Source organism: Microbispora sp. NPDC049125 (assembly GCF_040802045.1).
GTDB lineage: Bacteria > Actinomycetota > Actinomycetes > Streptosporangiales > Streptosporangiaceae > Microbispora.
This window is the reverse complement of the sequence record NZ_JBEZDW010000002.1, coordinates 360101-383843: the sequence shown is the minus strand read 5'-3', so window position 1 is coordinate 383843 and position 23743 is coordinate 360101. Positions and strand designations below refer to the sequence as shown.

Annotated in this window: 23 protein-coding genes; 4 read left to right on the top strand and 19 right to left on the bottom strand. The window is 69.8% G+C overall.

Annotation, left to right across the window (positions count from 1 at the left end; genetic code table 11):
- Positions 1-232 precede the first annotated feature (232 nt).
- Both AB0B72_RS04220 and AB0B72_RS04215 read left to right on the top strand, forming a co-directional pair.
- Positions 233-1660, top strand: coding sequence for a sensor histidine kinase (locus tag AB0B72_RS04220; protein WP_367736823.1), 1428 nt, complete (start codon positions 233-235; stop codon positions 1658-1660).
- Positions 1657-2331 carry a response regulator gene (locus AB0B72_RS04215; protein WP_367736822.1) on the top strand — a complete coding sequence of 225 codons (675 nt, stop codon included), beginning with the start codon at positions 1657-1659 and terminating at the stop codon, positions 2329-2331. The genes AB0B72_RS04220 and AB0B72_RS04215 overlap by 4 nt, the downstream gene beginning before the upstream one ends.
- Before the next feature lie 130 nt (positions 2332-2461).
- Here the strand turns inward: AB0B72_RS04215 and AB0B72_RS04210 are convergent, their stop codons facing one another.
- From AB0B72_RS04210 to AB0B72_RS04130, 17 genes are all read right to left on the bottom strand, one after another.
- A complete protein-coding gene (locus AB0B72_RS04210) occupies positions 2462-3457 on the bottom strand; it encodes a polyprenyl synthetase family protein (RefSeq protein ID WP_367736821.1) in 996 nt (331 codons plus the stop codon).
- Positions 3458-3469: 12 nt separating this feature from the next.
- On the bottom strand, positions 3470-5020 hold the full coding sequence (gene nuoN, locus AB0B72_RS04205; RefSeq protein WP_367736820.1) for an NADH-quinone oxidoreductase subunit NuoN: 1551 nt from the start codon (positions 5018-5020) through the stop codon (positions 3470-3472).
- Complete coding sequence (locus AB0B72_RS04200) at positions 5017-6522, bottom strand: NADH-quinone oxidoreductase subunit M (protein ID WP_367736819.1); 1506 nt, start codon at positions 6520-6522, stop codon at positions 5017-5019. The genes nuoN and AB0B72_RS04200 overlap by 4 nt, the downstream gene beginning before the upstream one ends.
- Positions 6522-8429 (bottom strand): NADH-quinone oxidoreductase subunit L, encoded by a 1908-nt coding sequence (nuoL, locus tag AB0B72_RS04195; RefSeq protein ID WP_367736818.1) that lies wholly within the window; start codon positions 8427-8429, stop codon positions 6522-6524. Before nuoL ends, AB0B72_RS04200 begins: the two co-directional genes overlap by 1 nt.
- Positions 8430-8546: 117 nt before the next feature.
- On the bottom strand, positions 8547-8843 hold the full coding sequence (gene nuoK / locus AB0B72_RS04190) for an NADH-quinone oxidoreductase subunit NuoK (protein WP_036325326.1): 297 nt from the start codon (positions 8841-8843) through the stop codon (positions 8547-8549).
- Positions 8840-9781 carry an NADH-quinone oxidoreductase subunit J gene (locus AB0B72_RS04185; RefSeq protein WP_367736817.1) on the bottom strand — a complete coding sequence of 314 codons (942 nt, stop codon included), beginning with the start codon at positions 9779-9781 and terminating at the stop codon, positions 8840-8842. Before AB0B72_RS04185 ends, nuoK begins: the two co-directional genes overlap by 4 nt.
- A complete protein-coding gene (gene nuoI, locus AB0B72_RS04180) occupies positions 9774-10289 on the bottom strand; it encodes an NADH-quinone oxidoreductase subunit NuoI (RefSeq protein ID WP_367736816.1) in 516 nt (171 codons plus the stop codon). Before nuoI ends, AB0B72_RS04185 begins: the two co-directional genes overlap by 8 nt.
- The gene (nuoH, locus tag AB0B72_RS04175; protein ID WP_367736815.1) at positions 10276-11634 is read right to left on the bottom strand and encodes an NADH-quinone oxidoreductase subunit NuoH; all 1359 of its coding nucleotides are present in this window, start codon (positions 11632-11634) and stop codon (positions 10276-10278) included. The genes nuoI and nuoH overlap by 14 nt, the downstream gene beginning before the upstream one ends.
- Entirely contained in the window at positions 11631-14039 is a 2409-nt protein-coding gene (locus tag AB0B72_RS04170) for an NADH-quinone oxidoreductase subunit G (RefSeq protein WP_367736814.1), read from the bottom strand. The genes nuoH and AB0B72_RS04170 overlap by 4 nt, the downstream gene beginning before the upstream one ends.
- Positions 14036-15322, bottom strand: coding sequence for an NADH-quinone oxidoreductase subunit NuoF (gene nuoF / locus AB0B72_RS04165; RefSeq protein WP_367736813.1), 1287 nt, complete (start codon positions 15320-15322; stop codon positions 14036-14038). The genes AB0B72_RS04170 and nuoF overlap by 4 nt, the downstream gene beginning before the upstream one ends.
- Entirely contained in the window at positions 15319-15999 is a 681-nt protein-coding gene (gene nuoE, locus AB0B72_RS04160) for an NADH-quinone oxidoreductase subunit NuoE (protein WP_367736812.1), read from the bottom strand. The genes nuoF and nuoE overlap by 4 nt, the downstream gene beginning before the upstream one ends.
- Complete coding sequence (locus tag AB0B72_RS04155; RefSeq protein ID WP_367736811.1) at positions 15996-17315, bottom strand: NADH-quinone oxidoreductase subunit D; 1320 nt, start codon at positions 17313-17315, stop codon at positions 15996-15998. Before AB0B72_RS04155 ends, nuoE begins: the two co-directional genes overlap by 4 nt.
- The gene (locus AB0B72_RS04150) at positions 17312-17923 is read right to left on the bottom strand and encodes an NADH-quinone oxidoreductase subunit C (protein WP_367736848.1); all 612 of its coding nucleotides are present in this window, start codon (positions 17921-17923) and stop codon (positions 17312-17314) included. The genes AB0B72_RS04155 and AB0B72_RS04150 overlap by 4 nt, the downstream gene beginning before the upstream one ends.
- 50 nt (positions 17924-17973) lie before the next feature.
- Positions 17974-18525: an NADH-quinone oxidoreductase subunit B family protein gene (locus tag AB0B72_RS04145; protein WP_367736810.1), complete on the bottom strand. Its 552-nt coding sequence runs from the start codon at positions 18523-18525 to the stop codon at positions 17974-17976.
- Between the two features lie 2 nt (positions 18526-18527).
- Positions 18528-18887, bottom strand: coding sequence for an NADH-quinone oxidoreductase subunit A (locus tag AB0B72_RS04140; protein ID WP_367736809.1), 360 nt, complete (start codon positions 18885-18887; stop codon positions 18528-18530).
- 100 nt (positions 18888-18987) lie between these two features.
- On the bottom strand, positions 18988-20259 hold the full coding sequence (locus tag AB0B72_RS04135; RefSeq protein WP_367736808.1) for a geranylgeranyl reductase family protein: 1272 nt from the start codon (positions 20257-20259) through the stop codon (positions 18988-18990).
- 130 nt (positions 20260-20389) lie between these two features.
- The gene (locus tag AB0B72_RS04130; protein ID WP_367736807.1) at positions 20390-21136 is read right to left on the bottom strand and encodes a demethylmenaquinone methyltransferase; all 747 of its coding nucleotides are present in this window, start codon (positions 21134-21136) and stop codon (positions 20390-20392) included.
- 101 nt (positions 21137-21237) lie between these two features.
- On the opposite strand from AB0B72_RS04130, the gene AB0B72_RS04125 reads away from it, so the two are divergent.
- A complete protein-coding gene (locus tag AB0B72_RS04125; protein ID WP_367736806.1) occupies positions 21238-22485 on the top strand; it encodes a hypothetical protein in 1248 nt (415 codons plus the stop codon).
- Here the strand turns inward: AB0B72_RS04125 and AB0B72_RS04120 are convergent.
- Positions 22482-22691, bottom strand: a complete 210-nt coding sequence (locus tag AB0B72_RS04120) for a DUF4229 domain-containing protein (protein WP_367736805.1) — start codon at positions 22689-22691, stop codon at positions 22482-22484. The genes AB0B72_RS04125 and AB0B72_RS04120 overlap by 4 nt on opposite strands.
- Before the next feature lie 258 nt (positions 22692-22949).
- Here AB0B72_RS04120 and AB0B72_RS04115 point away from each other — a divergent pair, with 258 nt between their 5' ends.
- Positions 22950-23171 (top strand): BldC family transcriptional regulator, encoded by a 222-nt coding sequence (locus AB0B72_RS04115; protein WP_036325312.1) that lies wholly within the window; start codon positions 22950-22952, stop codon positions 23169-23171.
- 327 nt (positions 23172-23498) lie between these two features.
- On the opposite strand, the gene AB0B72_RS04110 is transcribed toward AB0B72_RS04115, so the two are convergent.
- Entirely contained in the window at positions 23499-23735 is a 237-nt protein-coding gene (locus AB0B72_RS04110; protein ID WP_367736804.1) for a hypothetical protein, read from the bottom strand.
- Positions 23736-23743 lie beyond the last annotated feature (8 nt).

The following is a 23743-nucleotide window of genomic DNA, read 5'->3' as shown; positions in this document are numbered from 1 at the left end:
CTCATGGAACGTCCGTTCTTCCGGTCGGTGCGGCCGCCTCGAACCGGCGTGCTCCGCGGCGACCTGATGACGGGAACGACGCTAGGCGCAGCCGATCTTCACGCGCATCGGCCGCCGCGACGACATCGGATCCTCCGCCGGGCCGACCGCTCGCGGTGTCATCCCTGAGATGTACGCCCAACGGTCATGCAAGAGGATGTGCCCCGGATCGCGAGACCGCGACAATGTGCCGGTGACAGCGGAAGAACCACGGTTGTGGCGTCAATACCTGCTCAGATCGCCGCGACCGCACGAGGGAACCTCCGAGGGAGTCCATGAGGCACTCCATGGGGAGACCACCGGAACTCCTCCGCGGGCACTCGTCGCCGACGCACTGCTCGCCTTCGTCCTCGCCGTCGCCGCGGTGTTCGCGACGGCGGGTTCGCAGGGCTCCGTCCAGTTGCCGTCGCCGGTGGCCGGGCTCCTGCGGCTCCAACCCAGTCTCCCGGCCATGCCGCCCGCACCGCCCCCGCCACCCTCGCCGGTCACACCGTCCTTGCCGCCCTTGCCGGTCGTCCCGGCGCTCCCAGACGCGAGGATCGGTATGCCACATCCGATCGCGCCCGTCACGGAGCAGAACGTCCGCAGGGACGACCCGCCGCTGCTCCTCGTGGCGCTGACCGCGTTGCCGCTGGCCGCCCGGCGCCGGTATCCGCTGACCACCTTCGGAGCCGTGCTGGCCTCGACGCTGGCCATGAACGGGAGCGAGACGTGGCTCACCGTGCTGACCATCGCGATCGCCGCCTACAGCGCCGTCGCCCACAGCTCCCGCCGGGTGCGCGCGGTCGCGTGCCTTCTCGTCGCGGCCGTGCTCGCCGTCGCCGTGGACCGGGACATCGTCCCCACACTTCCAGACTGGCTGGGGCCCTACGTCGTCCTGCTGAGCGCGGGAGCATTGGCGGGCTTCGTCAAGTTCTGGCAGCACAGCCGCAACCGGCTCACGCACCTGCGGCAGGCCCAGGAAGACGCCATGCGCAGGGCGGTCCAGACCGAGCGCTCCCGCATCGCGGGCGAGCTCCACGACGTGGTGACCCACAATGTCAGTGTGATGGTGATCCAGGCCGGCGCCGCCCGCAAGGTCATGGACGCGCACCCGGAGCAGTCCAAGGAGGCCCTGATCGCGATTGAGGCCGGCGGCCGGGCCGCCATGGCCGAGCTGCGCAACGTCATGGGCCTGCTCGCCGCCCAGGAAAGCTGGCTCACCGGCGGCCCCGGCGACGGGCTCGAACCGCAGCCGGGCCTCGACCAGGTCGCCGCGCTGATCGACCGGGTCCGCGCCACCGGGATGTCCGTGGACGCCACGATCTCGCCGCCTGACGTCCCCCTGCCTCCCGGGGTCGACCTGGCGGTCTACCGCGTCGTGCAGGAGGCGCTGACCAACGCGATGAAGCATGCCGCGGGCGCGAAGACGGCCGTCACGATCGGCCGGCGCGGCGACGGGCTGGAGATCGAGGTCACCGACACCGGCGGCACGCGGACAAGCCAGTCCCGCACCGGAAACGGCCGGGGCCTGATCGGGCTTCGCGAACGGCTCGCCCTCTACGGCGGGACCGTGGACGCCGCCCACAGAACCGGCGGCGGCTTCCGGCTCACGGCCCGCATCCCGTGGAGCACCGCATGAGCACGCCGCTGCGCGCCGTCATCGCCGACGACCAGGCGCTGGTACGCGCCGGGTTCCGGATGATCCTCACCGCCGACGACATCGACGTGGTGGCCGAGGCGGCCGACGGAGCCGCGGCGATCGAGGCCGTCCGGCGTACCAGGCCCGATGTCGTGCTCATGGACATCAGGATGCCGCGGCTGGACGGCATCGAGGCCACCCGGCGGATCGTCGCCGGCGGAGCGGAGGAGACCCGTGTCCTCATCCTGACCACCTACGACCTGGACCACTACGTCTACGCCGCCCTCACGGCGGGCGCCAGCGGCTTCCTACTCAAGGACGTCACCCCCGAGCACCTGGTGGCCGCGGTCCGCCTGGTCCGGTCCGGCGATGCCCTGCTCGCACCGGCGATCACCCGTCGCCTGGTCGAGCGTTTCGCCCGCCGCGACGACGGAAGGGCCGCCCTTCACCGGGACCTGTCCGAGCTGACACCCCGGGAGCTGGAGGTGTTGCGCCTGATGGCCACCGGTCTGAGCAACTCCGAGCTGGCCGACCGGCTGAGCCTCAGCGCGACGACCGTGAAGACGCACGTCTCGCGCATCCTGTCCAAGCTCGCTCTCCGCGACCGCGTCCAAGCCGTCGTCCTCGCCTACGAGGTCGGCCTGATCTCCCCCGGCCGCCCAGTCAGGTGATCGGCCCTCTCCGGCAGCTCGCCCGGGAGCCGGCCAGGCTCGACACCGCCCGCTGATCCGCGCGATCGCCGGGAGCCCGGCCACAGGAGGGCGGCCTCGGCGATCCTGGGCAATGATGCCTACGGGAACGTCAGCCGGAGCGCTCCACGACGTAGTCGCAGAGGGCGACGAGGGCGGCCCTGGCGGGGATGGGCGGCAGCCCCGCCAGGGCGTCCTTGGCCCGGTCGGTCCACCGGGTGAGCTCCTTGCGTGCCTGCGCCATCCCCGCGTTGGCCCGCAGCAGGGACAGCGTCTCCGCCAGGTCCTCCTCGGCCACCGGGCCGGACAGCAGCTCACGCAGCCGCGCGTCCGCCGGGTCGGTGGAGGCCAGCGCGTAGAGCACCGGAAGCGTGCGGATGCCCTCACGCAGGTCGGTGCCTGGCGTCTTGCCGGAGTCCTGGGGCTGCGCCGCCACGTCGATGAGGTCGTCGCCGAGCTGCCAGGCCACCCCGATGGCCTCGCAGGCGTCGCTCAGCCGGCTGACCACGTCGCGCGGCGCCCCGGACAGCATCCCGCCGAACCTTCCCGAGGTGGCGATGAGCGAGCCCGTCTTGTCCGCCAGTACGCCGATGTAGTGGGCGATCGCGTCGGCCCCGGCGGCCGGCCCGACCGTCTCCCGGATCTGCCCGCGCACCAGCCGGGAGAACGTACGCGCCTGGACCCGGATCATCTCGCTGCCGAGGTCGGCGAGGATCTCCGACGCCTGGGCGAACAGGTAGTCGCCGGTGAGGATCGCCACGGTGTTGTCCCACCGGGCGTTGGCCGACGCCGAGCCGCGGCGCACGCGGGCCTCGTCCATCACGTCGTCGTGGTACAGCGTGGCGAGGTGGGTCAGCTCGATGACGACGGCCCCGGGCACGATGCCCGGGGCCTCTGGGTTGCCGAACTGCGCGGCGAGCAGCACGAGCATCGCCCGGAACCGCTTGCCGCCGGCCTCGATGAGGTGCCGCGACGCCTCGGTGACGAAGGCGTCCTCGCTCTCCACGGACGAGCGGAGCAGCTTCTCCACCGCGGCCAGGCCGTTAGCGAGATCCTCGGCCAGCCGCTCGTCGACGAGAGGAATGTCCACAACGGGCGGCGCGGCCATACGGATGGCTCCTTAACGGACGAACAGCGAGTGGGCAGCCGAGTGCGCCAGGTCGAGCACGGGCTGCGGGTAGACCCCGAGGACTACCGTAGCCAATGCCGCAAAACCGACAACGGCCGCGGTACCCCGCGAAGGCAGGACCACGCTCGGCCCGTCGGCGGCCGGATCGCTGAAGAACATCAGCACGATCACGCGGACGTAGAAGAACGCCGCGATGGCCGACGCGACCACGCCGACGATGACCAGCGGCAGGGCGCCACCGGTGACGGCGGCCTGGAACACGGCGTACTTCCCGAAGAATCCGCTGGTCAGCGGGATTCCGGCGAACGCAAGCAGGAAGAAGGCGAAGGTCCCCGCCAGCAGGGGGGAGCGCTTGCCGAGCCCCGCCCACCTGGACAGGTGCCAGGCCTCGCCTCCCGGGTCGCGGACCATCGTGACGACCGCGAACGCGCCGACCGTGGTGATGCCGTACGCGACCAGGTAGAACAGGATTCCCGACAGGGCGGAGGCGTTCTGCGCGGCGGTGCCGGTGGCGATCACGCCGATGAGCAGGAATCCGCCGTGCGCGATGGACGAGTACGCCAGCATCCGCTTGATGTCGGTCTGCGTGATCGCGAGGACCGCGCCCACCACCATTGTGAGAATCGCCACAGCGTAGAAGACCGGCCGCCAGTCCCAGTCGAGCCCGCCGAGGCCCACCCAGAACACGCGCAGCAGCGCGCCGAAGGCCGCGACCAGCGTGCCGGACGCCATCAAGGCCGTGATCGGCGTGGGCGAGCCCTGGTAGACGTCGGGCTTCCACGCCTGGAAGGGCGCGCCGCCGATCTTGAACAGCAGGCCCACGCCCAGCATCGCGGCGCCGAGGTAGAGCAGGGTGTCCTGACCGCCGACCGCTCCGAGCGACGTGCTGATCTTCGCCAGGTCGATCGACCCGGCGTAGCCGTACAGCAGGGCCGTGCCGTACAGGAAGAACGCGGAGGAGAAGGCGCCGAGCAGGAAGTACTTGACCGCGGCCTCCTGCGACAGCAGGCGGCGGCGGCGCGCAAGGCCGCACAGCAGGTAGAGCGGCAGCGACATGACCTCAAGGGCCACGAAGGCGACCAGCAGGTCGTTGGAGGCCGGGAACAGCAGCATGCCGCCGACGGCGAACAGCACGAGCGGGTAGATCTCGGTGTGCGTCGCGCCCTCGTGCAGCGCCTGCTCCTCCTCGGCCGACCCCGGTACGGCGGCGGCCGACGCGACGAAGTGCTCGTCGTCCTTGATGAGCAGCACGCTGACGAACGCGAGCACGAGGATCGTGCCCCAGATGAACAGCGCCGGGCCGTCCACGGCCACCGCGCCCATGGCGGCGGGCTTGGTCGGGATGCCCTTGACGGCCTGCCAGACGGTCAGGGCGAAGGCCCCGGCGAGCGACAGCAGCGTGATCGGAAGGTGGATCGCCGAGCGCAGGTAGCGGGGGGCGAAGGCCTCGACGAGCACGCCCACGATGGCCGCGCCGAAGACGACGAGCATCGGCGCCAGCAGGGCGTACTCGATGGTGGGCGCTGGGATGGTGCCGTTCACTGGCCCTCCTTGGCGACGGGTACGGCAGGCGCCGGGTCGGTGACGGAGACGCTGGTCAGCGTGTCCTTGACCGCCGGATGGATGACGTCGAGCAGCGGCTTGGGATAGAAGCCGAAGACCAGCAGCAGCGCGATCAGCGGCGCCACCACCCACTTCTCCCGCGCGTTCAGGTCGGTCAGGCCCTTGACCGACTCCGCGGTGGGGCCGTTCATCGTCCGCTGGTACATCCACAGGATGTAGATGGCGGCGAGGACGACGCCGGTCGCCGCGATGACGGCGGGCAGGACGTACCGCTGATAGGTGCCGGTCAGCACCATGAACTCGCTGACGAACGTGCTCAGGCCGGGCAGCGACAGGCTGGACAGGCCCGCCACGAGGAACGTCCCGGCGAGGACCGGGGCGACCTTCTGCACGCCGCCGTAGTCGGCGATGAAGTTGGAGCCGCGGCGGTAGATCAGGAAGCCGGCGATGAGGAACAGCGCGCCGGTCGAGAAGCCGTGGTTGACCATGTACAGCGTGGCCCCGGCGCCGGCGCTGGTCGTCATCGCGAAGACACCCATCGCGATGAAGCCGAAGTGCGACACCGACGTGTACGCGATGAGCCGCTTCATGTCGGTCTGGCCGATGGCCACGATCGCGCCGTACACGATGCCGATCACCGACAGCGTGATCACCAGCGGCGTGAAGAACTTCGCGGCGTCGGGGAACAGCTCCAAGCAGAAGCGCAGCATGCCGTACGTGCCGACCTTGTCGAGCACGCCGACGAGCAGCACGGCGGCGCCCGCCGGCGCCTGCGCGGCGGCGTCGGGCAGCCAGGTGTGGAACGGCCACAGCGGCGCCTTGATGGCGAACGCGATGAAGAACCCGAGGAACAGCCACTTCTGCGTCGTCACGTCCTGGATGGTCCCGACCAGGTCGGAGAACATGAACGTGCCCTTGCCGGCGATCGCGTAGAGGGCGATCACCGCCACCAGCATGAGGAGCCCGCCGAACAGCGAGTACAGCAGGAACTTCACCGCCGCGTACGACCGCTGCGCCCCGCCGTACGACCCGATCATGAAGTACATCGGGATCAGCATGGCTTCGAAGAAGACGTAGAAGAGGAAGACGTCGGTCGCCGCGAAGACGCCGATCATCATGGCCTCAAGCACGAGGATCAGCGAGAAGTACGTGCGGACCGAGCGCTTGCCGGCCTCCGCGTCGTGCCAGGAGGCCAGAACGACGATCGGCACCAGGATCGCCGACAGCAGGATCAGCACCAGCGCGATGCCGTCGACGGCGACCGCGTAGTGCACGCCGAACGACGGGATCCAGTCGTAGGTCTCGGCGAACTGGAACTTGTCGCCGTTCGGGCTGAACTGGACCGCCATGGTGACGGTCAGCGCCAGCACGATCAGCGACACCACGAGCGTGAACTGCTTGGCGAGCTTGTCGTTGCGGACGAGCGTCACTCCAAGCGCGCCGAGCACGGACACGCCCATCAGGGTGGAAAGCCAGGGCATCACAGGTTCCCTACGACGAGCCAGGCACCGGCCAGGAGGGCGGCACCGACGAATATCGACAGCGCGTACGAGCGGACGAATCCGGTCTGGACGCGGCGCAGGCGGCCCGACGATCCGCCGATGCCGGCGGCCAGGCCGTTGACGAGGCCGTCGATCCCGCGGTTGTCGAAGAACACCGCCAGCCGGGTCAGCCACTGGCCGGGACGCATGAACAGCGCCTCGTTCAGCGCGTCGCCGTACAGGTCACGGCGGGCGAACGTGGTGAGGAACGAGCCGCGCGGGGCGGTCGCGGGCACCTCGGCCGCGCCGTAGCGGAACCAGGCGAAGACCGCGCCGATCGCCACCAGGGCCAGGGTGGCCAGGCCGGTGGGCGCGAACGGGTTGAACGTGGGCAGCTCCTCCGGCGCCCCGACCGCGGGGGCCAGGAAGGTCATGAACCGGTTGCCCACGATGAGGAAGGCGCCGAGACCGATCGCGCCGACCGACAAGATGATCAGCGGCCAGGTCATGACGGCAGGCGACTCGTGCGGGTGGGCCGTGGCCTCCCAGCGCTTGCGGCCGAAGAACGTCATGAACACCAGACGGGACATGTAGAAGCCGGTGATGCCCGCGCCGAGCACCGCCAGCCAGCCCAGGATCGCGTTGTGCTCCATCGCGGTCTCGATGATGCCGTCCTTGGTGAAGTATCCGGACAGCAGCGGGAACCCGATGATCGCCAGGTAGCCGATGAGGAACGTCACGAAGGTGACCGGCATGACCTTGCGCAGGGCGCCGTACTTGCGCATGTCGACCTCGTCGTTCATGGCGTGCATGACCGAGCCGGCGCCGAGGAACAGGTCCGCCTTGAAGAAGCCGTGGGTGATCAGGTGGGCGATCGCGAAGGCGTACCCGGCGGGCCCGATGCCCGCGGCGAGCACCATGTAGCCGATCTGCGACATCGTCGAGCCGGCGAGGGCCTTCTTGATGTCGTCCTTGGCGGTACCGATGATCGCACCGGCGAGCAGCGTGGCCACGCCGACGATGGTCACGACCAGCTGGGCGGTCTCGGCGCCCTGGAAGATCGGGCCGGAGCGGACGATCAGGTAGACGCCCGCGGTGACCATCGTGGCCGCGTGGATGAGGGCCGAGACCGGGGTCGGGCCCTCCATCGCGTCCAGGAGCCAGGACTGCAGCGGGAGCTGGGCCGACTTGCCGCAGGCGCCGACGAGCAGCAGCAGGCCGACCGCGGTGAGCGCGCCCTGCGAGGCCTGTGGCACGCCGGAGAAGACCCCGCCGAACGTCAGCGTGTGGAACGTCGCGAAGATCGTGAAGATGCCGACCAGCAGGCCGAGGTCGCCGACCCGGTTGACGATGAACGCCTTCTTCGCCGCCGTGGCCGCCGAGGGCTTGTGCTGCCAGAACCCGATCAGCAGGTACGACGCCAGGCCGACGCCCTCCCAGCCGACGAACAGGGCCAGGTAGTTGTCCGCCAGCACCAGCAGGAGCATCGCGGCCACGAACAGGTTCAGGTACGCGAAGAATCGCCGCCTGTTCGGGTCGTGGGACATGTAGCCGATCGAGTAGATGTGGATCAGCGATCCGACGAACGTGATCAGCAGGCAGAACGCGATCGACAGCGGGTCGACCAGCAGGCCGACCTTGGCGATTCCGGGGATGAAGTCGTACAGCGGGATCCCCCGGCGGCGCTCGCCCGGCTGGAAGCCCAGCAGCTGGACGAAGACCAGCGCGGCCACCACGAAGGACGCGACCGCCATGAGGACGCCCAGCAGGTGGCCGAACTTGTCGGTCCTCCGGCCGCCCAGCAGCAGGATCGCCGCCCCGAGCAGAGGCAGCGCGATCATCAGCCAGGAGACGCCGATCGCGCCGCCTGAGTGCTGGACGATCGGCGCGATCTCAGAAGTCGGCATGAGATTGCGCGGCAAGCTCGCGATCTCAGAAGCCGGCATGAGATTGCGCGGCACGCTCGCGATCTCAGACCTCTGCACGAGATCGCCTATGAACACGGCGGGTTCCACGGCCACCTCTTAGTACTTCAGCAGGCTGGCGTCGTCGACCGACGCGGACCTGCGGGTTCGGAAGATCGTCACGATGATGGCCAGGCCGATGACGACCTCGGCGGCGGCGACGATCATCACGAAGAACGCGATGACCTGGCCGTCGAGGTTGCCGTTCTGCCGGGCGAAGGTGACGAACGCCAGGTTGCAGGCGTTGAGCATGAGCTCGACGCACATGAACACCACGATGGCGTTGCGCCGTACGAGCACGCCGACACCGCCGATGGCGAACAGCAGCGCGGAGAGCACCAGGTAATGCGTGGTCACTTGCCGTCCTCCTCGCTGCGCGGGCCCGCGCCTCCGGTGACCGGGCGCCCGGTCAGGGCCTCCTCGGCCTCGGCGCGCGGCTTGTCCTCACCGGCGTCGCCGGCCCGCTCGTCCGCCTCCTCGGCGGCCGGCTTGCCCCGGGCCTCCTTGGTGAGCGTGATCCTGCTGTCGCCGCCGTCCCGGTGCGCCTGGTCGTCCTGCTCCAGGATCCGGGCGACCTCGGGAGACAGGGTGCCCTCCGAGGCCTCGTACCTGGCGATGACCCGGTTGACCGACAGCGGCGAGACCGAGCCGTCGGGGAGCAGCGCCGGCATGTCGATGGCGTTGTGCCGGGCGTAGGTGCCGGGGCCGGGCAGCGGCGCCGGGTTCTTGCCGGTCTTGCCGAAGACGGCGAAGCGCTGACGCGACAGGTCCCGCTGGGTCGGCTTCGCCTCCGTACGCTCCCGATGCGCGAGCACCATGGCGCCGAGGGCGGCGGTGATCAGCAGGGCGGAGGTCACCTCGAAGGCGAACACATGCCGCGTGAAGATCAGCTCGGCCAGCGAGGGCACGTTGCCCACCTTGTCGACGTCGGCGAGCCCCTTGGCCGGGGCGATCGCCGCGTTGCCGATGGCCAGGCCGAGCAGGGCGGCGAAGCCGAGGCCGGCCACGACCGCCCAGAAGCGCTGCCCCCTGATCGTCTCCACCAGCGAGTCGGAGCTGTCCACGCCGACCAGCATGAGGACGAACAGGAACAGCATCATGACGGCGCCGGTGTAGACGATGATCTGCACGGCCGCCAGGAACGGCGCGTCCTGGACCGCGTAGAGCACCGCCAGCGAGAGCATGACCACGCCCAGCATGAGGGCCGAGTAGACGGCCCTCCGGCTGGCGACGAGTCCCAGCGCGGCGATCACCGAGACGACCGCCAGCACCCAGAACGTGATGGACTCACCCATTGCTTCGACCCAACCCGTAGTAGTCGTCCTCGGAGTCGCCGAGACGCATGGGGTGGGGCGGCTGCTCCATGCCCTGCGTGAGCGGCGCGAGGAGCATCTCCTTGGTGTAGATCAGCGACTCACGGCTGGTGTCGGCCAGCTCGTACTCGTTGGTCATCGTGAGCGCGCGGGTGGGGCACGCCTCGATGCACAGGCCGCACATGATGCACCGCAGATAGTTGATCTGGTAGACCCGCCCGTACCGCTCGCCGGGCGAGTAGCGCTCGGCGTCGGTGTTGTCACCGCCCTCGACGTAGATCGCGTCGGCGGGGCACGCCCACGCGCAGAGCTCGCATCCGACGCACTTCTCCAAGCCGTCGGGCCACCGGTTCAGCTGGTGCCGCCCGTGGAAACGCGGCGCGGTCGGCCGCTTCTCCTCGGGATAGTTGACCGTCACCGGCTTTTTGAACATGTGGTGGAAGGTGACGCCGAATCCCTTGATCGGGTTCAGCCAATCAGTTGCTCCCACTGGTCACCTCCTTGGCATCAGGGCGGAGGCGCGCGGCGGGCACGGCTCCGTGGTAGTGCGGGAGGTCGAGCGGCGGCACGGGGAACCCGCCCGCCTTCGGCTCCTCGCGAAGCTGCTCGAACTCCTCCTCGACCTGGGCGGCCCTCGCCTCCCTGCGGCGCTGGTTGACCGTGTCGAAGCGCAGCCAGATCGCGAACGCCGCGATGATGATGACCGCGCCGAGAGCCATGATGGCCCCCCGGTTCGCCTCAGGCATCCGCAACGCCTTGAACGTGGCGGCCACCAGAATCCAGACGAGGTTGAGCGGGATCAGCACCTTCCACCCGAAGGCCATGAGCTGGTCGTACCGGACGCGCGGCAGCGAGGCGCGCACCCAGACGAAGAACCCGAAGGCGATGACCAGCTTGGTGAAGAACCACAGCAACGGCCACCAGCCGGAGTTGGCCCCGTCCCACAGCGACAGCGGCCATGGCGCCCGCCAGCCGCCGAAGAACAGCGTGATCGCCATCGCGGAGACCGTGAACACGTTCACGTACTCGGCCAGCATGAACATCGCGAACTTCAGCGACGAGGAGTACTCCGTGTGGAACCCGCCGACCAGCTCGCCCTCACCCTCGGGGAGGTCGAACGGCACGCGGTTCGTCTCGCCCAGCATCGTGATCGCGTAGATCAGGAAGGACGGGATCAGCGAGAAGACGTACCAGGAGGGCGTCGGGATGTGCAGCCCGAACACGTCCCAGGTGCCGCCGCCGGCCTGCTTGGCCACGATCTCCGAGGTGGACAGCGTGCCCGCCTGGAGGAAGACCGCGACGAAGGACAGGCCCATCGCGATCTCGTACGACACGACCTGGGCGCTGGAGCGCAGGCCGCCGAGGATCGCGTACGGCGAGCGGGAGCCCCACCCGGCCAGGACGACGCCGTAGACGCCGATCGAGGCCGTCGCCAGGACCAGCAGCACCGCGACCGGCAGGTCGGTGAGCTGCAGCGGCGTCCGGTGCCCGAACATCCACACCATCGGCCCGAACGGGACGACCGAGAACGCCAGGAAGGCCGGCACGGCGATGATCACCGGCGCGAGGAAGTAGATGACCTTGTCCACCGTGCGGGGCATGAGGTCTTCCTTGAGGCCCATCTTCAGGCCGTCGGCCACCGTTTGCAGCAGGCCGAACTTGCCGGCCCGGTTCGGCCCGTAACGGTGCTGCATGCGCGAGATGAGCTTGCGCTCGGTCCACACGCCCATCAGCACCCCGAGCATCAGGAACACGAAGATCGCGACGGCCTTGATGATCGTGATCCACAGAGGATCGTGGCCGAAGTCGGTCAGCGTGGGTCCGGGGTTGTTCACGAGACGCTCCCGATCTTTACGACGTCGCCCGCCACGGCGCGCAGGTCGCGGGTGACGGACAGCCCGGCGGAGTTCGACGGCACCCACACGACCCGGTCCGGCAGGTCGGCGACCAGCACCGGCAGGACCGCACCGTCGCCGATCACGATCTTCCCGCCGTCGACCGCGCCGATCTCGGCGGCCGTGGCCGCGGACACCAGAGCGGCGGAGGAGCGGGCGGTCCCGGCAAGGTACGGCTCGCCGTCCTGGAGCCGGCCGTCGTCGAGCAGCAGGTGCCAGGTGGCCAGCACGGCCTCGCCGGCCTCCGGCCGCCTGACCGGCCGGCCGTCGGCCGGGCCGGTGACGCCGGGGGCGGCCGTGCGGGCGCCCTTCCAGGCGCCGAGCGCGGCCAGTTCGCGGCGGGCTGCCGCCTGGTCGGGCAGGCCCAGATGGACGTCCATCTGGTCGGCGATGGAGGCGATGGCCCGCAGGTCGCTCATCAGGCCCGGGACCGGAGTGGCCGTCTCGAACGAACGGCCCCGGCCCTCCCAGTCGACGAACGTGCCGGACTTCTCGGCCACGGCGGTCACCGGCAGGACCACGTCGGCCCGGTCGGTGACGGCGCTGGCCCGGATCTCCAGGCTGACGATGAACGGGGTGTTCTCCAGCGCGGCGAGCGCCCTGGCGGGGTCGGGCAGGTCGTAGGGGTCCACGCCCGCGACGACCAGCGCGTCGATCTCGTCGCTCAGCGCCGCCTCGACGATGCCGGCGGTGTCCCGGCCCGGGGCGGCGGGCAGCGAGGCCACGCCCCACGCCCTGGCCACCTCGGCGCGGGCGGTCTCGTCGGCCAGCGGGCGGCCGATCGGCAGCAGGCCCGGCAGGGCCCCCGCCTCGAGCGCGCCGCGCTCGCCGGCCCGCCTCGGCACCCAGGCGAGCCTGGCGCCGGTGGCCTGGGAGAAGCGCAGGAGCGCCGACAGGGCGCCGTGCGCGGTGGCGAGCCGCTCACCGGCCAGGACGATCGTCCCCGCCGGCAGCAGGCCGCTGGTGACCAGGTCGCCGAGCGCCTCGGCCTCGGCGCCGGGGACGGTCCTGATGAGCGTGCCGTCCATCTTGGCCAGGCCCGGCGTCGCGAACGGCGCCAGCGTGTAGACCTTCAGCCCCCGCTTCTTGGCGGCCTTGCGCAGGCGCAGGAAGACGATGGGCGACTCCTCCTCGGGCTCGAAGCCCGCGAGGAGCACGGCCGGGGCCTTCTCCAGGTCGGCGTAGGAGACCTCGATGCCGGTGCCGGCGATCGCGTGCGCGAGGAACCGCGCCTCCTCCTCGGAGTGCGGGCGGGCCCGGAAGTCGATGTCGTTGGTGCCCAGGGCGATCCTGGCGAACTTGCTGTAGGCGTAGGCGTCCTCGACGGTGAGCCGGCCGCCGACCAGCACCCCGGCCCGGCCGCGCGCCCGGGCGAGGCCCTCGGCCGCCACCGCGAGCGCCTCCGGCCAGGAGGCCGGGACCAGCTTGCCGTCCTCGTCACGGACCAGCGGCGACCTGAGCCGGTCGGGCTGGGTGGCGTAGGTGAAGGCCCACCGGCCCTTGTCGCAGTTCCACTCCTCGTTGACCTGCGGGTCGTCCCCGGCCAGCCGGCGGGTCACCTTGCCGCGCCGGTGGTCGGTCCGCAGGCTGCAGCCCGAGGCGCAGTGCTCGCACGCGCTCGGCGACGAGACCAGGTCGAACGGGCGGGAGCGGAACCGGTAGGCGGCGCCGGTCAGCGCCCCCACCGGGCAGATCTGGATGGTGTTGCCCGAGAAGTAGGACTCGAACGGCTCACCGTCGGCGACGCCCACCTGCTCCTTGGCCCCGCGGTCGAAGAAGTCGATGAGCGGGTCGCCCGCGATCTGGTCGGAGAAGCGGATGCAGCGCGCGCACTGGACGCAGCGTTCCCGGTCCAGCAGCACCTCGGTGGACAGCGGGATGGGCTTTTCGAACGTCCGCTTCTGCTCGACGAAGCGGCTCTCGCCCTGACCGTTCGACATGGCCTGGTTCTGCAGGGGGCACTCGCCGCCCTTGTCGCAGACCGGGCAGTCGAGCGGGTGGTTCAGCAGCAGCATCTCCATCACGCCGCGCTGCGCCTTCTCGGCCACAGGCGAGGTGAGCTGCGTCTTGACCACCATGCCCTCGGCGACCTCGATCGCGCAGGACGGCTGCGGCTTCGGGAAGCCGCGGCCGTTGCCCGCGTCGGTGATGTCGACGAGGCACTGGCGGCAGTTGGCCGCGGGCGAGAGCAGCGGGTGGTCGCAGAACCGGGGGACCTGGATCCCCAGCAGCTCCGCGGCCCGGATGATCAGCGTGCCCTTGGGGACGCTGACCTGGAAGCCGTCGATGGTCAGACTGACCATGTCCACGACCTGCTGTTCCGGCTGCGTCGTCTGAACTGTCACTTGGACCCCCACAGGGTGGATGCGGCGGGGTCGAACGGGCAGCCGCCGATCTCGAAGTGCTTGAGGTATTCGTCGCGGAAGTACTTCACCGACGAGTGGATCGGGCTGGTGGCGCCGTCACCGAGGGCGCAGAACGAGCGCCCGAGGATGTTGTCCGCGATGTCGGTGATCGTGGCCAGGTCCTCCTCGGAGCCCTGGCCCTTCTCCAGCCGCCTGAGCACCTGCTTGAGCCAGTAGGTGCCCTCTCGGCACGGCGTGCACTTGCCGCAGGACTCGTGCGCGTAGAACTCGGTCCACCGCAGCACGGTCCGGACCACGCAGGTCGTCTCGTCGAAGATCTGCAGGGCGCGGGTGCCGAGCATCGAGCCCTTGGCGCCCACCGACTCGAAGTCGAGGGGCACGTCCAGGTGCTCGGCCGTGAAGATCGGCGTCGAGGAGCCCCCCGGCGTCCAGAACTTCAGCTCGTGGCCCTCCCGGACGCCGCCCGCCATGTCGAGCAGCTCGCGCAGCGTGATCCCCAGCGGGGCCTCGTACTGGCCCGGCCGGGTCACGTGGCCGGACAGGGAGAAGATGCCGAAGCCCTTCGACTTCTCCGTGCCCATTCCGGCGAACCACTCCGCGCCGTTGGCCACGATGCTCGGCACGCTCGCGATCGACTCGACGTTGTTGATGACGGTCGGGCACGCGTACAGGCCGGCGACCGCCGGGAACGGCGGCTTCAGCCGGGGCTGCCCGCGGTAGCCCTCCAGCGAGTCGAGCAGCGCCGTCTCCTCGCCGCAGATGTACGCTCCGGCGCCGCTGTGCACCACCAGCTCCAGGTCGTAGCCCGAGCCGAGGATGTCGGTGCCGAGGTAGCCCTTGTCGTACGCCTCCCGGACCGCGGCCTGCACCCGGCGGATGACGTGGAGCACCTCGCCGCGGATGTAGATGAAGGCAACGTTGGCCCGGATGGCGTAGGACGTGATGATCACGCCTTCCACCAGCGCGTGCGGGTTGGCCATCATGAGCGGGATGTCCTTGCAGGTCCCCGGCTCGGACTCGTCGGCGTTCACGACGAGGTAGTGGGCCTTGCCGTCGTTCTGCGGGATGAAGCCCCACTTCATGCCGGTGGGGAAGCCCGCGCCGCCGCGGCCGCGCAGGCCCGAGTCCTTGACCATCTGGATGATGGCGTCCGGGTCCGTGCCCAGGGCCTTCTTGGCCGCCTCGTACTCGCCGTACCCGGCCAGCGTGAACGCGTCCGGCAGGTCCCAGTTCCTGGTCAGAATCGGCGTCAGGTGTGTCATCGGTCGCTCACCGTTCCATCGCCGGGGCGGGGCGCCTCCCAGCCGTTGGCCTTGGCCAGACGCAGGCCCTCCAGCGACGCGCCTGCGGCCGCGGGGCCGTCGCCGGCCTGGCCGTCGGGGAACCCGGCGAGCACGCGGGACGCCTCCTTGAACGTGCAGAGCCTCGCCGGCCCGCGGGTGGGCGAGACGTCCTTGCCCGCGCGCAGGTCGTCGACGAGCTGCTTGGCCGACTCGGGCGTCTGGTTGTCGAAGAACTCCCAGTTGACCATCATCACCGGGGCGAAGTCGCAGGCGGCGTTGCACTCCAGCCGCTCCAGCGTGACCTTGCCGTCGGAGGTGGTCTCGTCGTGGCCGACCCCGGCGTGCTCGGTCAGCTCGGACCAGATCTGGTCTCCGCCCATGACGGCGCACAGCGCGTTGATGCAGACGCCGACGTTGAACTCCCCCGCCGGCTTGCGCTTGTACATCGTGTAGAAGGTGGCGACGCCCACGACCTCGGCCTTGGACAGGCCGAGCATCTGCGCGCAGAACTCCTGCCCGTCGTCGGAGACGTAGCCGTCCACCGACTGCACCAGGTGCAGCAGCGGCAGCAGCGCCGACCGGGCCCGGGGGTAGCGGCCGATGATCTCCTTGGCGTCCGCTTCCAGACGCTCGCGGACCTCAGGCGTGTAAGTCATCGGTCCACACCTCCCATGACGGGGTCGATCGAGGCGACCGCCGAGATGACGTCGGCGATCATGCCGCCCTCGCACATCGCGGGCAGCGCCTGCAGGTTCGTGAACGAGGGGTCGCGGAAGTGCACCCGGTAGGGGCGGGTCCCGCCGTCGCTGACGACGTGCGCGCCGAGCTCGCCGCGCGGCGACTCCACCGGCGCGTACGCCTGACCGGCCGGCACCCGGAAGCCCTCGGTCACCAGCTTGAAGTGGTGGATCAGCGCCTCCATGGAGCTGCCCATGATGTGCGCGATGTGGTCGGGCGAGTTGCCGAGGCCGTCCGGCCCGAGCGCGAGCTGCGCCGGCCAGCCGATCTTCTTGTCCTCGATCATCACCGGGCCGCCCTTGAGCGGTCCGGACAGCCGGTCGAGAGCCTGCTCAATGATCTTGAGCGACTCCTCCATCTCGGCCATGCGGACGAGGTAGCGGCCGTAGACGTCGCAGGAGGTCTCGGTCGGCACGTCGAACTCGTAGGTCTCATAGCCCGAGTACGGCTGCGACTTGCGCAGGTCCCACGGCAGGCCCGCCGCCCGCAGGATCGGCCCGGTGACGCCGAGCGCCATGCAGCCGGTCAGGTCGAGGTAGGCGACGTCCTTGGTGCGGCGGGTGTAGACCGGGTTGGCGTCGAGGAGCTTGCGCATCTCCTTGATCCGCTTCGGCATGTACTTGAGGAACTCGCCGACCTTGTCGACGGCGCCCGCGGGCAGGTCCACGGACACGCCGCCCGGGCGGACGTACGCCATGTTCATCCGCAGGCCGGTGATGTACTCGAACAGGTCGAGCACCATCTCCCGCTCCCGCAGCCCGAAGAGGAACGGCGTGGTCGCGCCCAGCTCCATGCCGTAGGTGGCCACCGCCATCAGGTGCGAGGAGATCCGGGTCAGCTCCATCATCATGACCCGGATCGCCTGCGCGCGGTCGGGGATCCTGTCGGTGATGCCGAGGAGCTTCTCCACCGACATGCAGTACGCCGTCTCGTTGAAGATCGGCGACAGGTAGTCCATCCGGGTGACGAACGTGACCCCCTGGGTCCACGTCCGGTACTCGGTGTTCTTCTCGATGCCGGTGTGCAGGTAGCCGATCACCGTGCGGGCCTCGGTCACCGTCTCGCCGTCGAGCGTGAGCACCAGCCGGAGCACGCCGTGGGTCGAGGGGTGCTGCGGGCCCATGTTGATGACGAGCCGCTCCTCCGCGGAGTCGCTGACCGTCTGGACCAGCTCGTCCCAGTCCTGGCCGGCGACGTCGTAGACGCGGCCCTCGGTCTCGGTGGTGCTCGTCACGAGTACGACCTCCTCTTGTCCGGCGAGGGGATCTCGGCGCCGCGGTACTGGACCGGGATCCCGCCGAGGGGGTAGTCCTTGCGCTGGGGGTGGCCCTCCCAGTCGTCCGGCATCTCGATCCGGGTCAGCGCCGGGTGGCCGTCGAAGACGATCCCGAAGAAGTCGTACGTCTCGCGCTCATGCCAGTCGTGCGTGGGGTAGACCGGGACTGTGGACGGAATGTGCGGGTCGGCGTCGGGACAGGACGTCTCGACCCGGATGCGCCGGTTGTGCGTGATCGAGCACAGGTGGTAGACGGCGTGGAGCTCCTCGCCCGTCTCATCCGGGTAGTGCACGCCGGAGACGCCGGCCGACAGCTCGAATCGCAGCGCGGGGTCGTCGCGCAGGTGCGTGAGCACCTCGCGAAGGTGCTCCCGGGCCACGTGGAAGGTGACCTCCCCGCGGTCCACGACGACGCGCTCGACCGCGTCGGCGAACGACGCCTCCAGCGCGTCGGCCACCTCGTCGAAGTACGACCCGTACGGCCGGGCGGTGGACAGCTTGGGGGCCCTCCGCACGACCAGGCCGCCGTAGCCGGAGGTGTCCCCGCTGTCATGGGCGCCGAACATGCCGAGCCGCGCGACCGGCTCCTCCGGCACGCCAGGCAGATTGTCGGTGGTCACTTCCCGGCTCCCTGATCGATCAGCGGCAGCGTCCGCAGGGCCTGGAGCTCAAGCTCGTCGACCTGCCTGGCGCGGTGCACGCCGAACTTCGTGTTCTGGATCTTGTCGTGCAGCTTCACGATCGCGTCGAGGAGCATCTCCGGGCGCGGCGGGCAGCCGGGCAGGTAGACGTCGACCGGCACCACGTGGTCCACACCCTGCACGACGGCGTAGTTGTTGAACATCCCGCCGCTGGACGCGCACACGCCCATCGCGATGACCCACTTGGGCTCGGCCATCTGGTCGTAGATCTGGCGGAGCACGGGCGCCATCTTCTGCGACAGCCGCCCCGCGACGATCATCAGATCCGCCTGCCGGGGCGACGCCGAGGCGCGCTCCATGCCGAACCGGGCCATGTCGTGCTTGGGGGAGCCTGTGGACATCAGCTCGATCGCGCAGCAGGCGAGGCCGAACGTCGCCGGCCAGACGGAGCTCTTCCGGGCCCAGCCGGCCACCTGCTCGACGGTGGTGAGGATGAATCCGCTCGGGAGTTTCTCTTCAAGACCCATGGCTAATCCCAATCGAGGCCGCGACGGCGCCAGACGTAGGCGTACGCCACGAGGACGGTGACGATGAACAGCACCATCTCGACCAGCCCGAACACGCCGAGGCTGTCGAAGGCCACCGCCCACGGATAGAGGAAGATGATCTCGATGTCGAAAACGATGAAGAGCATCGCTGTGATCATGTACTTCAGCGGGAAGCGGCCGCCGCCGATCGGCTGCGGAGTGGGCTCGATGCCGCACTCATAAGCGTCCAGCTTGGCACGGTTCCAGCGCTTCGGGCCCGTGAAGGGCGCGATGCCCACGGAGAACACGGCGAACCCCGCCGCGAGGACCGCGAGCACCAGAATCGGCACATACAGCTCCATGGCTACATGTCCTCGCTTAGTCGGTGAATATGGGCGATCACGAGATTGCCGGGGAGAGCGGCCGGCGGAGCGGCCACCCGGAGGGTGCGGAACATCTCGGTCATGCGGGCGGAGCCACCTTGGACAGGGCGTTGATTATGCGGTCGGAGGCATCGCCTCGCCGATCTGTGAGATTAGCGAGAAGTTTCAGGGCGAATCTCATCAGGGTGGGATGAGGCATGCCGTGCCGCGTGACGAAGCTCATCACCCCGGGCCGCCCGATCGTCTCGACGAAGAGCCGGCCGAGGGTGAAGTATCCGCCGTAGGTGTCTTTGAGGATACGCGGATAGGCGAGCAGAGCCCGCTCCCGCTGGGCGGCCGTCGGCCTGGCCAGCGCCTGTGCGATCACCTCGGCCGCGACCCGGGCCGTCTCCATGGCGTACGCGATGCCCTCGCCGTTGAACGGGTTGATCGAACCGCCGGCGTCGCCGACGAGAACCAGGCCGTTCGCGTAGTGGGGCTGGCGGTTGAAGCCCATCGGCAGGGCCGCGCCCCTGATGGGGCCCGTCATGTTCTCGTCGGTCAGGCCCCACTCGGCCGGCATGTTCTTCATCCAGCGCCGGAGCAGGTCGCGGTAGTCGATCTGCTTGAAAGCCTCGCTGGTGTTCAGCAGGCCGAGGCCGACGTTGGCCGTGCCGTCGCCCATTCCGAAGATCCAGCCGTAACCGGGGAGCAGACGGTCGGCGTCCCACAGCTCCAGCCACGTCTCCAGGTAGTCGTCGTCGTGCCGGGGGCTGGTGTAGTAGGTGCGCACCGCGACGCCCATCGGGCGGTCCTCGCGCTTGTGCAGGCCCATCGCGATCGACAGCCGGGTGGAGTTGCCGTCCGCCGCGACGACGAGGCGCGAGCGGTAGGAGACCTCCTCGCCATCGCGCCGGGCCGTCACGCCGACGACGTGACCGCTGCGCTCGTCGACGATCGGGCCGGTGACGTTCACGCCCTCCCTGAGGCGGACGCCGCCGCGCTCGGCGTGCCTGGCGAGGATCTCGTCGAAGTCGGCCCGGGTGCGTACGAGGCCGAAGTCGGGGAAGCTGTGCAGCTCGGGCCAGTCGAGCTCGAGGCGGAGCCCGCCGCCGACGGCCCGCAGCCCCCTGTTCCTGACCCAGCCGGGGGCGTCGATGTCGACGCCCATCGCGATGAGCTCCCGGACCGCGCGCGGGGTCAGCCCGTCGCCGCAGACCTTCTCCCGGGGGAATCGGGTCTTCTCCAGCAGCAGCACGTCGAGACCGGACCTGGCGAGATAGAAGGCGGCCGTCGATCCAGCGGGGCCCGCACCGACGACGATGACGTCGGCGTCGACCGCTCTCCGCTGTGCGCGGGCCTGCTCGCTCACGGGGGACCTGTCCTGTCCGAAGGAGGAAGGTGCCGAGGGGTTGGGACCTTCGTGCCTTTGTGAACCACTTCACAAACTGTCGCGCCGCAGTCTAACCCCTATTCGCCGCGGAGTGTCAGACGGGTGCCGCTCAGGCACCGCCGCTCCCGGCTCCCTCAGGTTTCACAGCCCGATGGAGGGCGACGACTCCGAAGGTGAGGTTGCGCCAGGCGACCTTCTCCCAGCCGGCCTCCTGGATCGTCCGCGCGAGCGCGGCCTGGTCCGGCCAGGCCCGGATCGACTCCGCCAGGTACTCGTAGGAGTCGGGGTTGGAGCTGACCATCCGGGCCACCGGCGGCAGCAGCTTCATCAGGTACTGCGAGTAGACGAGGTCGAAGGACTTCACCGGTGGCCGGGAGAACTCGCAGATCACCAGCCGTCCGCCCGGCCGGGTCACCCGCAGCAGCTCGCGCAGGCCCTGCGCGGGCTCGGCCACGTTGCGCAGGCCGAAGGAGATCGTGACCGCGTCGAACGACTCGTCGCGGAAGGGAAGCCGCAGGGCGTCGCCCGCGACGAAGGAGACGCCGCGCACACCCCCGCCGTACATGCCGGATCCGCCGCGGCGCTCGACCCCCGTGGTCAGCATGCCGAGCGAGAAGTCGCACGCGATGGCGCGGGCGCCCAGCGCGGTGAAGGCGTCGGTCGAGGTGCCGGTGCCCGCCGCCAGGTCGAGGACGAGCTCGCCCGGACCCGCGTCGATCGCGTCCGCCGTGGCCTTGCGCCACAGCCGGTCCTGGCCCAGCGAGATCACGTCGTTGACGAGGTCGTACCGGCGGGCCGTGCGATCGAACATCGCGGCGACCTCGTGCGGCTGCTTGTCCAGCGATGCGCGTGTCATGGACGCAAGCCTAGGCGGCGGCGTGCGCGGCGCCTCATAACCTCCACCGGATGCACGGAACGTAGTTCACCGATTACGTTCCGTCTGCTAGAACTTTGGGAATGCTCGCCAGAACCGCACCGATTACGGCGGCCACGCTCGCCCTCCTGCCACTGTCGCTGTGGGCGACCGCGGCGCACGCCGGGACGCGGCAGCCTCGCGTGGTGTCGGAGAATCCGGTGAACATGACCCCCCACGTCCTGGACGGCATCGTCAACGCGTTCGCCCTCGTCGGCCACACGGTCGTCGTCGGAGGGGACTTCAGCGCCGTCCGCGACGCCCGCGGCGGCGAGGAGCTGCGACGGGCCGGCATCTTCGCCTTCGACCTCGGCACCGGCGAGGTCCTACGCGATTTCGCGCCCGACCTGAACGGGCCGGTGGCCGCCCTCGCCCCCGGGCCGGACGGCACCGTCTACGCGGGCGGTTCGTTCGACACGCCCGTACGGGCGCTCGTGCGGCTCCGCGTCGCGGACGGCTCCGCCGTGCCGTCGTTCTCCGCTCCCGCCTACGGCGGCGACGTGTCCAGCCTGGTACGGCAAGGCCGCCACCTCTACGTCGGCGGCGACTTCAGCAGGATCGGCGGCTCGGCGCGTACGGCCCTGGCCCGGGTGGACGCGGAGACCGGCGCGGTCGACCCGGGCTTCACCGTCACGCCGGGCGGCGGCCGCGGCGACGGCCCGCGGATCAACGCCATGGCGGTGAGCCGCGACCGGCTCGCGGTGGACGGCTCGTTCACGACGCTGGACGGCCTGCGCCGGCCGCAGTTAGGCCTGGTCGACCTCAAGACGGGACGGGTGGCCCGCTGGCACACCGAGGCGTACGCCGCGAAGTGCAAGCCGAGTTTCCCCTCCTACGTCCGGGGGCTCGACTTCTCTCCCGACGGGCGCTACTTCGTGGTCGTCACGACGGGCGGTCCGGCGCCGCGGACCTCGAAGCTCTGCGACTCCGCCGCCCGTTTCGAGACGTACGCCTCAGGCGACCGGGTCCGGCCCACGTGGGTGAACCTCACCGGCGGCGACTCGCTGTACGCGGTGGCGGTCACCGGGGCGGCCGTCTACGTCGGCGGTCACCAGCGCTGGCTGGACAACCCGCTGGGCTCCGACTCGGCCGGGCGAGGCGCGGTCAGCCGGCTCGGCATCGGAGCGATCAACCCGGTGACCGGCAGGGCCCAGCCGTGGGACCCGACGAGAGAAAGGGGAATCGGGGTAAAGGCGTTCCTGACAGTAAAGAAGGGGCTTTTGGTGGGAAGCGACACGACGAGGCTCGGGCATGAGTACCATGCCCGCGTCGGCATGTTCCCGTCGACCTAGCTCTTCTCGCCTCCTGGACGATTCCCGGCGACACGCCGGCTGACCGCGTCCCGCTGTTTCGACAGCAGCACGTAGCTGGCCAGTCCGCTGACCAGGAAGGCGGCCACCAGGAGCGGGAAGGTACGCAGGCCGACGAGGTACAGGACACCGAGGGCGACGGCGAACAGGCCGAGGCGCGAAAGCGTGTAAACGACTACCGGATGCACAGCGTCGAGGTTACGTCACTCTCCTGAGACGTCGTCTCTCTTCGCATCTGCGGTGAGCACTGCTAGTGTTCACAACAAGGCGCTTTTGTAAAGAAACACCCATGAGCGCCCCAAAGAGGCTCTATCATATAACAATCGGGCACTGAGCCGGTAACAACCCGTGATCTTCTCCGAAAACCACGGATAAATCAGGCTTCGCTCGGCACACTGGTTACCTGTCCGCCCGCTGCAGGACGCGGGACGCGAGGGGGAGAGATTGTGGAGAGTAGCAGCGAGCGACTGCTGACCCCTGGAGAGGTTGCCGCCCTCTTCAGGGTCGACCCGAAGACCGTGACCCGATGGGCCGCGGCGGGGCGAATCAGCAGCATCCGTACCCCCGGGGGGCACAGGCGGTTCCGCGAGTCGGAAGTGCACGCCCTTCTTCGCGGAGAGGACGTCCTCACGGCCGATCGGCCGAACGGCGACTCCCCGCGAGTCTGACGCAGTACCAGCACCGGGTGATCCTGCGCACTACCCGGACGGCGCAGGGTCACCGGAGTCAGTTCAGCGACCGCCATGGCTCACCGGCCCGTCCTGCACCCCTGCCGGTCAGCCTTCCCGCCCGGTCTCTGCCCGGCTCCTGCCCGGTCGCCGTCAGAGCCGCTCCGCGCCGTGGAGCCCGCCCGCCTGATGGGGTTGTCCACCTCGCCCCCCGGGGCCTCTCACCGTGCCGCTCCGCGCCGCACAGGGGCCTGTCCCGCTCAGTCCCACCCCACGCTCGGCGCTGCTCCCTTTGGACTTCGAAGACGGTAAAGATGTTGAAGACCGTCAGTCCTGCTCCGCCTTGAAGGCCAGGAACGCCCGCTCCAGGTCCTCGTCGCCCTCCCGCCACCGGCGCCGGCGCTCGGCGTCCTCCTCCTCGGTGATCGACTCCGCCAGCCAGCGGTCGTAGCCGGGCTCTCCAGGTGCGACCTCCAGGTACGCGTTGCCGATCAGGCGCCCGTCATCGCTCGTCAGCGATTGAGGCACGCGCAGCGTCCCGTCACCCAGCCGGATCACGTACATCCGAACCA